The sequence below is a fragment of the Nocardiopsis sp. iso_186 genome (assembly GCF_056173365.1).
In genome coordinates, this window is the sequence record NZ_CM149670.1 from 659,488 (window position 1) to 672,118 (window position 12,631).

Genomic DNA, 12,631 nt, shown 5'->3' on the forward strand with positions numbered 1-12,631 from the left:
GGGGACTATCAACATGGCTATCTTCCTCACCAAGGACAGCAAGGTCCTCGTGCAGGGCATGACCGGCTCTGAGGGCACCAAGCACACCCGCCGCATGCTCGCTTCAGGCACCACCATCGTCGGCGGCGTGAACCCGCGCAAGGCCGGCCAGAGCGTCAACTTCGACGGCACCGAGGTTCCGGTGTTCGGTTCGGTGGCCGAGGGCATCAAGGCCACCGGCGCCGACGTCACCGTCATCTTCGTCCCGCCGAAGTTCACCAAGGACGCCGTGATCGAGGCCATCGACGCCGAGATCGGCCTCGCCGTGGTCATCACCGAGGGCGTTCCGGTGCACGACACCGCCTACTTCTGGTCCTACGCGGGCTCCAAGGGCAACAAGACCCGCATCATCGGGCCGAACTGCCCCGGTCTGATCACCCCGGGCCAGTCCAACGCGGGCATCATCCCGGCCGACATCACCAAGCCGGGCCGCATCGGGCTGGTGTCGAAGTCGGGCACGCTCACGTACCAGATGATGTACGAGCTGCGCGACATCGGCTTCTCCACCGCTGTGGGCATCGGCGGCGACCCGATCATCGGGACCACGCACATCGACGCCCTCGCCGCGTTCGAGGCCGACCCCGACACCGACGCCATCGTCATGATCGGTGAGATCGGTGGTGACGCCGAAGAGCGTGCCGCGGAGTACATCAAGAACAACGTCACCAAGCCCGTCGTGGGCTACGTGGCCGGTTTCACCGCGCCCGAGGGCAAGACGATGGGCCACGCGGGTGCCATCGTCTCCGGTTCCTCCGGTACGGCCGCCGCGAAGAAGGAGGCCCTGGAGGCCGCCGGCGTCAAGGTCGGCAAGACCCCCACGGAGACCGCCAAGCTGGCGCGCGAGCTGTTCTAGGGTTTTCCACCCCAGTGAGCCAGGGGCCCGCCGCACGCCTTCAGGGGCAGTGGCGGGCCCGCGCTGTTCTCCCGGTGTGCGCGGGTGCCGACTACCACACCGCGCAGAGGAGCCAAGTGCCGACACGCCCGGTGCAATAGGCCGCCCGGAGGGGACCGGCTGGGAGCATGAACGGGTGAGCGCGCCAGCAGGATCTCCCGTGAACCGCGGCAAGCCCCGCGGCTCCGCCGACCGCAAGCCCAGCGGGCGCGGTCGGTCGGCGGCCGCCTTTGCACCGACCGAGGACGACGCTCCCCGGCCCTTGTACACGGCAGGCGGCATGGGTGCCGCTTCGGCTGCCGCGATCGGGCTGACCACACTCGTCACACTGATCCTGATCGGTTGGGTGGCCGCTCCGCACGCCACGTTCGGTGAGGACATCGCGGACGTGTTCCGGGTGGCCGTGCAGGCGTGGCTGATCGGTCAACACGCCGGGTTCGAGATCCCCGGTGGGCACGTCGGAATGCTGCCCATCGGCCTGCTGATCCTGCCCGGCATCCTGCTGTACCGGTCGGGGAGGTGGCTGGCGCGCAGCTGTGAACTTCCGCGGCTGCGCCACGTGTTCCAGGCAGCCCTCGCTCTTGCCGGACCGTATGCGGCCATTTCCGGGACGTTGGCGTTGGTCGGGCAGACCGAGGTGATCCAGCCCAGCATGGTGCAGGCCCTTCTCTCCGGTTTCCTGCTGGCCTTCGTGGCCGGCGGACTGGGGGTGCTGCGCCAACTCCTCAAGGACAAGGCCATTCCGCGCCGCCGGTTGCTGGAGATCATGCCGGCGCGCTGGCGTTCGTTGCTGGTGGGGACGTTCAGTGCGACGTCAACCCTGCTACTGGCGGGGACACTGCTGTTCTTCGGTGCACTGGCGTTCAACATCGGGGAGGCGGTCGCCGTCACCGAACGATTGGCGCCCGGGATAGTCGGAGGGGCGCTGCTGTTGTTGATCCAGCTGATGTACCTGCCCAACGCGATCATCTTCGCCGGCTCCTACGCCATCGGTCCTGGTTTCGCCCTGGGGGCCGAAACCACGGTCGCCCCCACCGGCGTCGTCCTGGGGCCGGTCCCCCACCTGCCGATGCTGGCCGCGCTGCCCGAAAGCGGCCCGGCCCCCGTGCTGTCGTTGGTGGCGCTGGCCGCACCGCTGGTGGCCGGAGGCGTCGGTGGGGCACTGACGTTGCGCAGTGCGCCCACGGTGGTCAGCGAGGCGGCGCCGTTGTGGGGATTCGTCTGCGGGTTGACCACGGGGATCGTGTGGGCCGGTCTCGCGGTGTTGGCCGGCGGCCCGTTGGGGGCGCAACGCCTGGCCGAGGTGGGACCCTCTCCCTGGCACGTCGGCCTGGTCACCGCACTTGAGGTGGGCGTGGCGGCGGCGATCACCGCGTGGGTGGCGAACTGGCTGTACTTTCGCACCCCGCGCAGCGCCAGGCAGGCTGGTGCCGCCAAACGGCGGCGGTGGATGCCCCGGTTGCGGCGGCGACCCAAGGCCGAGCGCACCGCGATCCCTGCGGTTGCCGGTCTCCGACCGGGTACGAGGGAGAGGGGTGGGCAAGCCCCCGCGCCGACCGAGCCTGTCGAGGGCCGTGGGCCCGTCAACGAGCCGGAGCCCGCCACCGAACCCGATTCCGGAAACGACGGCGCGGCGGTGGCATCGCGTCCGGCCAAGCAGCGGCGACGGCGGTGGACGCCCCGGTTGCGGCGGCGGACCAAGGCCGAGCGCACGGCTGTTGCCACTGACGAGGACGCGGAGCTCTACGGGATCACCTACGAGGCAGGTCCCGAGTCCGCGGAGGCGGACACTCCCCGACCGCTGGACGACGATGCGGCCCCGGCCCCGTGACCGGGCGCAGCCGTTGTGAACCAGCCGGCGGGGGCGCTACAGCAGCTCGGCGATCTGGGGGTAGTCGCTGAAGCGCTCTTCCAGGGCCTTTTTGTACGTGGCGTCGCACTGGTCCTGGGAGCTGACGGTGTTGGCCTTGGCGGTGCACTCGCGCAGAGCGGTGTTCTCGTCCCACAGCACGGCGGTCTGGACGGCGAACAACGCGGAGAAGGCGATGCCCACGATCCCCACGATGATGCTCAGCATCGCTCCGGGCGCCTGCGCGCCGTTGGCCTTGGCGCTGCGCCGGGCGCGGATGCCCTGGATGATCCCGAACACCGACAGGATCGCACCGTAAGGCGGCAGGAGAAGCCCTGCGGTGGAGAAGAAGAGTCCCCAGAGGCCGCCCCGCTCGACAGTGGGCTGCTGCCCTTCGGTCTGCTGCGTGGACGGCTGGTCTGTCACTTGGGGCTCCTAGCGGCTTCGCGGAGGTGAGAAAGCATGTGAGGTAGACGCTACCCGTCTCTGGGTGAAACCTCGTACCCCGGTCCTGCGGGGGGCGTCGTGTTCCCGTGAACACGGTGCGCGCGGTCGGTTTTCGGGGCCGACCCCTGAAGGAGGGACCGCGTGGGGATAGGCTGAGCAGCGGCACGGAGGCGTTCAGGCCCCCGCTGCGGTCCGCCTTTGGCGGACCGGCCCGCATTCCGGATGCTGCGCGCTTCGGTCGCGCCCCCGGGAACGGGGACGCCGTTGTCGTCCCCACTTTGTTTTCCCATGAGGAGGAAGCACACTGTCGGCGCGAGTAGTCGTTCTCATCTCGGGCACGGGCAGCAACATGGCGGCCCTGCTCGACGCGGCCGCGGATCCCGCGTATGGCGCGCAGATCGTCGCGGTCGGTGCCGATCGCGAGGCGGCGGGCCTGGCCCACGCAGAGCAGGCCGGTATCCCCACGTTCCTGATCCCTTTCTCCGACTACGCCGACCGGGCGGAGTGGAACCGCGCGCTGGCCGCGCGGATCTCCGGGTTCACGCCTGACCTGGTGGTATCCGCCGGGTTCATGCGGATCCTGGGCCGCGAGGTGCTCAGCGAGCACACGGTCGTCAACATTCATCCGGCACTGCTGCCGGCCTTCCCCGGAGCGCACGCCGTCCGCGATGCGCTGGCCTACGGGGTCAAGGTCACCGGTGCCACCGCGCACTTCGTCGACGAGGGCGTCGATACCGGGCCGGTGATCGAACAGGTCACCGTCCGGGTCGAGGACGGCGACGACGCTGCGGTGCTGCACGAGCGCATCAAGGGCGTCGAGCGCCGCATGCTCGTGGACGTGGTGGGCAGACTGGCCCGTCAAGGCTGGGCCCTTGACGGCCGACAGGTGAAACTGGGCCCAGCGCCCGGAAGCTATGCGACAGAGGAGAACCGGTGACCCAGCAGGCCGTTCGGCGTGCGCTGATCAGCGTTTACGACAAGACCGGAGTGGAGGCGCTGGCTCTCGGCCTCGCCGAGGCGGGTGTGGAGATCGTCTCCACCGGCTCGACCGCAGCCCGGTTGAGCGCCCAGGGGGTGCCGGTGACCCCGGTCGAAGCCGTCACGGGTTTCCCCGAGTGCTTGGAAGGCCGGGTCAAGACCCTGCACCCCGCGGTGCACGCCGGGATTCTGGCCGACCGGACCAAGGCCGAGCACCGGGCGGCCCTGGAGGAGCTGGACATCGCCCCCTTCGATCTCGTCGTGGTGAACCTCTATCCGTTCGCCGACACCGTCGCTTCGGGGGCCTCTCCCGAAGAGTGCATCGAGAAGATCGACATCGGCGGACCGACCATGGTCCGCGCCGCTGCCAAGAACCACCCGAGCGTTGCGGTCGTGGTGGACCCCGCGGCCTATGACCGCGTGCTGGAGGCCGTCCGGGCGGGCGGATTCACCCTGGACCAGCGCAAACGCCTGGCTGCGGGGGCGTTCGCGCACACCGCTGCCTATGACGCCGCAGTCTCCAGCTGGTTCGCCTCCGCCTATGCGCCCGACGAACTGTCGGTGGCGTCGGGGTGGCCCGACTTCGCTGCGGAGTCCTACGAGCGCGCCGCCACGTTGCGTTACGGGGAGAACCCCCACCAGAGCGCTGCCCTCTACCGTTCCGGCTCCGGTGCCTCGGCAGCCGGCCTGGCCGGTGCGCGCCAGTTGCACGGCAAGGAGATGTCCTACAACAACTACGTGGACGCCGATGCCGCGCTGCGTGCCGCCCACGACTTCACCGACCCGTGCGTCGCGATCATCAAGCACGCGAACCCGTGCGGTATCGCTGTGGGCGACGACATCGCCGAAGCGCACCGCAAGGCCCACGCCTGTGACCCGGTGTCGGCGTACGGCGGGGTCATCGCCACGAACCGGACGGTGGACGCGGCGATGGCCGCGCAGGTCGCCGAGGTCTTCACCGAGGTCGTCGTCGCCCCGGGCTTCGACTCCGACGCCCTGGAACTGCTCACCCGCAAGAAGAACATCCGGCTGTTGGAGGTGACCGCGCCGGGCCTCTCGGCCCGCGCGGAGATGCGTCAGATCAGTGGCGGTGTCCTCATTCAGATGGCCGACCTCGTCGATGCCCCCGGAGACGACCCGGCGGCCTGGGAGTTGCGTGCTGGGCCGGCCGCGGACGAAGCGGTGCTGGCCGACTTGGCGTTCGCGTGGCGGGCTGTGCGTGCGGTCAAGTCCAATGCGATCCTGCTGGCCGCGGACCGTGCGACGGTGGGCGTTGGCATGGGGCAGGTCAACCGGGTGGACTCGGCGCGTCTGGCAGCCGCCCGGGCGGGGGAGCGGGTCCGCGGTGCTGTTGCCGCCAGCGATGCGTTCTTCCCCTTCGCGGACGGGCTTGAGGTCCTGACCGATGCGGGAGTGCGCGCCGTTGTGCAACCGGGGGGTTCGGTTCGTGACGAGGAGGTCGTGGCCGCCGCGGAGAAGGCGGGCGTGACCATGTACTTCACCGGTACTCGGCACTTCTTCCACTAGGTCCCGGGTTCGTTGACCTGCGGGCGTCTCGCCCCGGAAGCGGGGTGGGACGCCCGTGTCCATTCGGCAAGAGAGGGATACGGTGACTGCGCAGATTCTCGATGGCAAGGCGACCGCCGCGGCGATCCGGGCGGAGCTGACCGAGCGGGTGGCGGCGCTGCGGGCCAAGGGGGTCGTTCCCGGACTGGGTACGGTCCTGGTCGGTGACGACCCGGGCAGCCACTCCTACGTGCGCGGCAAGCACCGCGATTGCGCGGAGGTAGGGATCGCCAGCATTCGCCGGGACCTGCCCGCCACGGCGACCCAGGAGGATGTGGAGCAGGCTGTTGCCGAGCTCAACGCCGACCCGGCCTGCACCGGCTACATCGTGCAACTTCCGTTGCCCAAGGGGCTGGACGAGAACCGGGTGCTGGGGCTGATCGACCCGGCCAAGGACGCCGACGGTCTGCAACCCGTCAATCTGGGGCGGCTGGTCCTCATGCAGAAGGCCCCGTTGCCGTGCACGCCGCGCGGCATCGTCGAGCTGTTGAACCGCTACGGTGTTTCGCTCAAGGGCGCCGACGTGGTTGTGGTCGGCCGGGGCGTGACGGTGGGACGGCCGCTGGGGCTGCTGCTGACCCGGCGTTCGGAGAACGCGACGGTGACGTTGTGCCACACCGGGACCCGCGATCTCGCCGAGCACACGAGGCGCGCCGACATCGTGGTGGCAGGCGCAGGCGTTGCCGGTCTGATCACGGCCGACATGGTGAAGCCCGGTGCAGCGGTATTGGACGTGGGCGTCTCGCGCACCGCCGAGGGCAAACTGGTGGGCGATGTGGCTGCGGACGTACGTGAGACGGCTGCCTATGTGGCGCCCAACCCCGGTGGAGTGGGGCCGATGACGCGGGCGATGCTGTTGGCCAATGTGGTCGAGGCGGCGGAGGCGGCCGCGGTCTGAGCGGCTCGTGGCCGGGGCACGGAGGTGTCCGGCCGGGCTCGGGTGGGAAGCCCCTGAACGCGGGGCTTCCCACCCGGACTAGCTCGCCTTTCGGTCCAGGACCGGGATCGGGCGTACCAGGCCCAGGGCGACGACCTCGTTGGCCAGGCGGGTTCGCCTGTTGACTCCTTCGCCGATACGGAATTTCTGGTACAGGCGTAGTAGGTGCTGTTTGACGGCCGCCTCGGTGACGACAAGGGCTTCGGCGATCTCCCGCGCTGTTGCGGGGGAGACGAATGCTTCGTCGGACAGGGCCGGGCGGCACAGCGCGGTCAGGACATCGAGTTCGCGACGGGTGAGCTCGGGAGCCGCGCCGCGGCGCAGCTCCACGTCGGGGTTGAGTTCCTCCTGGATGAGGCCGCCGATCTTGCAGCGCGCGGCGCCGAAGCTGACGACATCGCCCTCCTCTAGGACTCGGCGGGCGATGGGGCGGCCGTTGACGCGGGTGCCGTTGCGCGACAACCCGAGGTTGACGACATAGACGTAGGGGCCGCGGCGAATGAACTCCGCGTGGAGCTGTGAGACGCTCGGGTCGGTGAGGTGGATGTCGGCCCCACCCCCACGTCCCACAGTGGTGACCTCTGCTGCGAGGGGTTGTACGTCACCACTCTCCTCGACCCGTATATAGGGCCCGTCCACGGTTGTTCCTCCCAACGTGGGGCGCGACCTGCGGTAATGGGTGCGACGGGGCGTTGTGGCACGCGCGGGGGCAGGGGTGGCCCGCGATGCCGTCGCCGACTGAGTGGGGTTCATAGGGGATCGTCCTCGCTCACCGTGGCACTCATCTCATGATTGGTTACCCGTGACACGTCACTTCTACGCCCTTGTTGGTGAGGAAGGGCGTCATCTCAGGGGGTTTGCGACATTTTTGAGAAATTCGGGTGGCTTGCTCGTCGGGGTGTAAGGTGACCGAATTCCCGCACCCTTGGTGCGGGTGTGGTGAAGGTCATCGGTCAATTTTTGAGCGTGGCCAGCGATGTCGTGAAGTCGCCGATGACTGTTGGTGGTGACTGGCCGCCGAATGAGGCGTGTTTCGGTCGCGGCATAATCTTTCATGGCCGGACCGCGCCATGACACTCATCACCGGTCCGGTCGGTCCCGCAATGGTGTGCGCTAGCGTGAGGTTACGGTGAGCCAGAAAACGGTGGAGGCAGCGGTAGCACGCCAATCTGATCCCCCCGAGGAGCCCGGGGGCGACACGGTCAACTCCGGTTCCGCCCCGCGGGCGGAAGTTCCCGGCTGGCTGTCGCAGGTGCCCTATTTCCTGGTGCTGTCCATGATGAGTTCCGGGATCGTGGTGGTCGCCGCGGCGTATTTCAAGCGCGGCCCCGCCATCATCGCCGGTGCGCTGCTGCTCGGAGCGATCTTTCGCTTGCTCCTGCCGCCCAAACGGGTCGGCATGCTTGCGGTGCGGCGTAGGTGGATCGACGTCACCACGCTGGTCACTCTCGCGGTGCTCCTCATCGTCTTGGCATGGGTCGCGCCACAGCTCTGATCCGGGTCTCTAATAAGCTTGATATCGAGATACCGCATAGTCCGACAGATGAAGCCATCGGGACATGTCCGGATCGGCCCCGCCGACCGGGCGTGCGCAGGACTCTTGCGGCGAGCAGATGGCCACGGCATGGACCCGCCGCACGGCGCGGTCGGCCGCAGGGCCAGTAGCCGGCCCCGAGCCGGCCGAAACGAAGGGACAGCCACACAGCCATGGCCAAGATCAAGGTCGCGAACCCCGTAGTAGAGCTCGACGGCGACGAGATGACGCGCATCATCTGGTCGTTCATCAAGGAGCGGCTGATCCTGCCGTACCTCGACATCGACCTGAAGTACTACGACCTGGGGATCGAGGAGCGCGACCGCACCGACGACCAGATCACGGTGGACGCCGCCAACGCCATCAAGCAGTACGGCGTCGGCGTCAAGTGCGCGACCATCACTCCCGACGAGGCCCGGGTCGAAGAGTTCGGCCTCAAGAAGATGTGGCGCTCGCCCAACGGCACCATCCGCAACATCCTCGGCGGCGTGGTCTTCCGCGAGCCGATCATCTGTTCCAATGTTCCGCGTCTGGTCCCCGGCTGGACCAAGCCGATCATCATCGGCCGTCACGCCCACGGCGACCAGTACAAGGCCACGGACTTCAAGGTCCCCGGCCCCGGCACGGTCACCATGACCTACACGCCTCAGGACGGCGGCGAGCCCGTCGAGTTCGAGGTCGCCAACTTCCCCGAGGGCGGCGGCGTCACCATGGGGATGTACAACTACCGCAAGTCCATCGAGGACTTCGCCAGAGCGAGCCTGAACTACGGCCTCGACCGCGGCTACCCCGTCTACCTCTCCACCAAGAACACCATCCTCAAGGCCTACGACGGCCAGTTCAAGGATGTCTTCGCCGAGATCTTCGAGGCGGAGTTCAAGGAGAAGTTCGACGCCGCGGGCATCACCTACGAGCACCGGCTGATCGACGACATGGTCGCCGCTGCGCTCAAGTGGGAGGGCGGCTACGTCTGGGCCTGCAAGAACTACGACGGTGACGTGCAGTCCGACACTGTTGCGCAGGGCTTCGGCTCGCTGGGCCTGATGACCTCGGTGCTGCGCACCGCTGACGGCCAGACCGTCGAGGCCGAGGCAGCGCACGGCACGGTCACCCGGCACTACCGCCAGCACCAGCAGGGCAAGCCGACCTCGACCAACCCGATCGCCTCCATCTTCGCCTGGACCCGGGGCCTGGAGCACCGCGGCAAGCTCGACAACACCCCCGCGGTGATCGAGTTCGCCACCACCCTTGAGGACGTCGTCATCAAGACCGTCGAGGGCGGTCAGATGACCAAGGACCTCGCGCTCCTGGTCGGCCCGGAGCAGGAGTGGCTCACCACCGAGGCGTTCCTCGCCGCGCTGGACGAGAACCTGCAGAAGCGTCTCGCCTGACGCCTGATGTTCCCGTGTTGGGAGGGCGGTGCCGGCCGTAGCGTCGGTGCCGCCCCCTCGGCCTGCTGTTCTGGGGGGTTGCGGGCGAGATGTCACTGGTTGGCCGGCAGCCCCGGGGAACAGTGGCGCAGATCATTGCTCGCGCTTGGCCAAGCCGGACCGGTGGCCTTTACTCCCGGGCCCGTAGTGTCTTACTTGAGACGGAGACGAGATCCCGTTCTCAGTAATAACCGACGTGACCGGCCGAGCGCCCGCTGGGGGGTAGGCGCGCACGGCGCGGAGCGTCACCGGAAGGTCCCGCAGCTGAACAAGCGCGGGACCTTCCCTCTTTTCCATGCGAGCGGGCGTCCCCTGCCGTTCGGGCCGGATCAGTCCTGTAGGGCCGACTCCGGAATCTCCTGGCCGGTGCGCATCGCTTCGAACATCTCCTCCGAGAGGCCCTCGTCCCACAGCACCACCGAACCCGCGCCCGGCAGAGTCGGGGTGGAGCCCACCGGAACGGTCGTGGTGCTCGGCTGGTCGCGCATCGCCAGCGCCATGCCGGCGAGGTTGCTCAGGTGGTCGTCGTCGTCCACGCTGAAGGTCGCGGTCCCGTTGACCACCAGGGGGACCGAGCGGAACGGGTTGACCAGGGTGGAGGGGGCGGTTGCCTTCGACACCAGCGCGCTGAAGAACTCGCGCTGGCGCTGGATCCGGTCCAGGTCCGCGCGGGCGGAGGCGCGGGTGCGCACGTAGCCCAGCGCGGTCGCGCCGTCCATCTCCTGGCAGCCGGCCGCGATGTCCAGCCCTGCCTTGGGGTCCTCCATCGGTTCCTCCGGGCACATCTCCACGCCGCCGATCGCGTCCACGATGTTGACGAACCCGGCGAACCCGATTTCCACGTAGTGGTCGATGCGCACCTGGCTGGCCTGCTCGAAGGATTGCACCAGGGTCGCGGGTCCGCCGCCCAGGTCCTCGGCGAAGGCCGCGTTGATCTTGTTCTCGCCGATCCCGGGGATGCTCACGTAGGAGTCGCGCGGCACACTGACGATGGAGGGCCGCCCGCTCTCGGGAACGTAGAGCACCATGATGGTGTCGGTGCGTTTGCCCTCGGCGCGTCCGGTGCGCAGCGAGTTCATGTCCTCGTCGCTGAGCCCGTCCCGGCTGTCCGATCCCACGATCATGTACGTGGTCCCCGGTTGGTCCGCGGGGCGGCCCTCGTAGTCGGTGAGCGCATCCACCCGCTGTAGGCGGGAGTCGGCCCAGAAGTAGAAGACCGTGGGGACCAGGACGAGCAGCGCGATGACGACCACGGCGATCGTGCGCCGTCGCCGCGCCCGGCGCTCCTTGTCACGGCGGTTGCGCCCTGTGCCGTCATGGATTCTGCCGCGTCCTCCTGAGGCGGAGCCGCGCCGTGTTGACGATCCGGGGTCCACCGGGGGCATCCGCTTGGTGGGCTGGGTACGTCCCGCCGACCGCTGAGCCGAATCGCGCTCCCGGTAAAGCCTGTTGATCTCGTCGGGCACGCCCCCGTCGGCGCCGCGCCGGAAAACCCCGGTACGGTCCGCACTGGGCCTGCGCTTACGCCCATCTGATCTGTCAGCCATCGCCTTGGTTGCCCGTCCGTTCGCCGTCGCTATGCCTTATTGGACTCGCCACATGGTATTTCGGTTCTATTGGGGGAAGACCGCGCCTGGTTTGCCGCATCATGCCTGGTCCGGCAAGCGCCGTTGGAGGTGTTGACGCTGATGCGGGGCGGAGCCGGAGGGGTCGCCCCAGGTCCTTGCCGGGGTGGGCACCCGATAACGTCGTGACCGGCTCGGGAGGTGACGGTGACGGGATTGTTCGGTATCCGGCGGCGCAGTGGTGCACCGCTCGTGCACATGGGGGAACGGGTCGAGCCGGAGCGTGAGGCCCGTGTGCTGGCCGAGCTGTTCTCCGCGGTCTACGGTATGCCGCCCGCGGGGGTGTGGCGAGCGCCCGCCGCAGCCGCGGTGATCGGGGACGACGGTCCGCTGGGCGACGGTGTGCTGTTGTCGGTCGCGCTGCCGTGGGGGGCGTCCGTCGCACTGGCCCCGGCCACCGATGGAGTGGTCCAGGTGCGCCGTGCCGAGCGTCCCCGCCGGGTCGTCCGCGGCGACGCCACCGTCGCGGTCCTCACCGCGCTGGCCGAGGCCGGATACGGTCTGCCCTCGGGGACGGGGGTCCGCGTCCTGGTGCGCGCCGCGCCGCTGGGGGGCGTCGCTCCGCTCATCGCGGCGGTCCTGCTGGCGCTAGCCGAGGTCTTCGCCGGACCGGAGCCCTCCCGTGACCGGGCTTCCCTGGTGCGCATCGCTCATCGTGCGCACGAGGGGGCGCCCGGGAACCCCGCCGACCTCGATGCCTCGCTGCGTTGTGCAGAGGGGCGGGCCCTGTTGACGGATCGGCGCAGCGGGACCGGGCGCACGATGGCGTTCGCACTGGCCGGCGCCAGACTGCGGCTCCTGGTCACCGACACGGGGGCGGCGCGGGCCGCCGACCAGTTCGCTGCACGGCGCGTGGAGTGCGACAAAGCGGCAGCGCAGCTGGAGGTGGCGAGCCTGCGTGACGTCAACGACCTCTCGGGAGCCCTGACGGTGCTCCACGATCCGGCCCTCCGGTTGCGTGCCAGGCACGTGGTGACCGAGGGGCATCGGGTCAACGCCCTGGTCGGGCTGCTGCGCGCCGGCGCCGCCGGAGATATCGGCGCGCTGCTCAACTCCTCGCACCTGTCCTTGCGCGACGCGTTGGGGGTTTCCACCCCACAGGTGGATGCCGCGGTCGACACCGCTGCCCGACGCGGGGCCAGGGGCGGGCGGATGAGCGGGCCACTGGGTTTGGCGCTCTCGGTGGTGCCAGAGGGGCGGGCTGCTCCGATCGCCGAGGCCGTGGCGGCTGCCTTCGCCGCGCATCGTTGGTCTGCCCCGGTGTTCTTCAACGCTGTACCGGCCGGGGGAGCGGGCCGGGTCGGGTAGCGCCGGCCGTACGGCAGGCCGGCCCC

At 69.1% G+C, this 12,631-nt stretch carries 11 protein-coding genes; 8 read left to right on the forward strand and 3 right to left on the reverse strand.

Annotated elements, in window-relative coordinates; all coding sequences use genetic code 11:
- Positions 1–13 precede the first annotated feature (13 nt).
- Entirely contained in the window at positions 14–892 is an 879-nt protein-coding gene (gene sucD, locus AC0VYP_RS03045) for a succinate--CoA ligase subunit alpha (RefSeq protein WP_475472373.1), read from the forward strand.
- Between the two features lie 319 nt (positions 893–1,211).
- On the forward strand, positions 1,212–2,762 hold the full coding sequence (locus tag AC0VYP_RS03050; RefSeq protein ID WP_475474143.1) for a cell division protein PerM: 1,551 nt from the start codon (positions 1,212–1,214) through the stop codon (positions 2,760–2,762).
- A 36-nt stretch (positions 2,763–2,798) separates the two neighbouring features.
- On the opposite strand, the gene AC0VYP_RS03055 is transcribed toward AC0VYP_RS03050, so the two are convergent.
- On the reverse strand, positions 2,799–3,206 hold the full coding sequence (locus AC0VYP_RS03055) for a DUF4190 domain-containing protein (RefSeq protein WP_285761110.1): 408 nt from the start codon (positions 3,204–3,206) through the stop codon (positions 2,799–2,801).
- A 325-nt stretch (positions 3,207–3,531) separates the two neighbouring features.
- On the opposite strand from AC0VYP_RS03055, the gene purN reads away from it, so the two are divergent.
- The 3 genes from purN (at position 3,532) to AC0VYP_RS03070 (ending at position 6,669) form a co-directional block, all read left to right on the forward strand.
- Complete coding sequence (gene purN, locus AC0VYP_RS03060; RefSeq protein WP_285761264.1) at positions 3,532–4,164, forward strand: phosphoribosylglycinamide formyltransferase; 633 nt, start codon at positions 3,532–3,534, stop codon at positions 4,162–4,164.
- Complete coding sequence (gene purH, locus AC0VYP_RS03065) at positions 4,161–5,732, forward strand: bifunctional phosphoribosylaminoimidazolecarboxamide formyltransferase/IMP cyclohydrolase (protein ID WP_285761111.1); 1,572 nt, start codon at positions 4,161–4,163, stop codon at positions 5,730–5,732. The genes purN and purH overlap by 4 nt, the downstream gene beginning before the upstream one ends.
- Before the next feature lie 82 nt (positions 5,733–5,814).
- Entirely contained in the window at positions 5,815–6,669 is an 855-nt protein-coding gene (locus tag AC0VYP_RS03070) for a bifunctional methylenetetrahydrofolate dehydrogenase/methenyltetrahydrofolate cyclohydrolase (protein ID WP_285761112.1), read from the forward strand.
- Between the two features lie 78 nt (positions 6,670–6,747).
- Here the strand turns inward: AC0VYP_RS03070 and AC0VYP_RS03075 are convergent, their stop codons facing one another.
- Entirely contained in the window at positions 6,748–7,347 is a 600-nt protein-coding gene (locus AC0VYP_RS03075; protein WP_475472375.1) for an FHA domain-containing protein, read from the reverse strand.
- A gap of 490 nt (positions 7,348–7,837) precedes the next feature.
- Here AC0VYP_RS03075 and AC0VYP_RS03080 point away from each other — a divergent pair, with 490 nt between their 5' ends.
- The gene (locus tag AC0VYP_RS03080) at positions 7,838–8,203 is read left to right on the forward strand and encodes a DUF3017 domain-containing protein (protein WP_475472376.1); all 366 of its coding nucleotides are present in this window, start codon (positions 7,838–7,840) and stop codon (positions 8,201–8,203) included.
- 212 nt (positions 8,204–8,415) lie between these two features.
- Positions 8,416–9,633 carry an NADP-dependent isocitrate dehydrogenase gene (locus AC0VYP_RS03085; RefSeq protein ID WP_285761114.1) on the forward strand — a complete coding sequence of 406 codons (1,218 nt, stop codon included), beginning with the start codon at positions 8,416–8,418 and terminating at the stop codon, positions 9,631–9,633.
- Between the two features lie 368 nt (positions 9,634–10,001).
- On the opposite strand, the gene AC0VYP_RS03090 is transcribed toward AC0VYP_RS03085, so the two are convergent.
- Positions 10,002–11,219: an LCP family protein gene (locus tag AC0VYP_RS03090; protein ID WP_475472377.1), complete on the reverse strand. Its 1,218-nt coding sequence runs from the start codon at positions 11,217–11,219 to the stop codon at positions 10,002–10,004.
- Positions 11,220–11,444: 225 nt separating this feature from the next.
- Here AC0VYP_RS03090 and AC0VYP_RS03095 point away from each other — a divergent pair, with 225 nt between their 5' ends.
- A complete protein-coding gene (locus AC0VYP_RS03095; protein ID WP_475472379.1) occupies positions 11,445–12,605 on the forward strand; it encodes a galactokinase in 1,161 nt (386 codons plus the stop codon).
- Positions 12,606–12,631 lie beyond the last annotated feature (26 nt).

Coding starts and splice junctions, on each gene's coding strand:
- sucD (WP_475472373.1), top strand. CDS start 14: ATGGCTATCTTCCTCACCAAGGACAGCAAGGTCCTCGTGCAGGGCATG.
- AC0VYP_RS03050 (WP_475474143.1), top strand. CDS start 1,212: ATGGGTGCCGCTTCGGCTGCCGCGATCGGGCTGACCACACTCGTCACA.
- AC0VYP_RS03085 (WP_285761114.1), top strand. CDS start 8,416: ATGGCCAAGATCAAGGTCGCGAACCCCGTAGTAGAGCTCGACGGCGAC.
- AC0VYP_RS03090 (WP_475472377.1), bottom strand. CDS start 11,219: ATGGCTGACAGATCAGATGGGCGTAAGCGCAGGCCCAGTGCGGACCGT.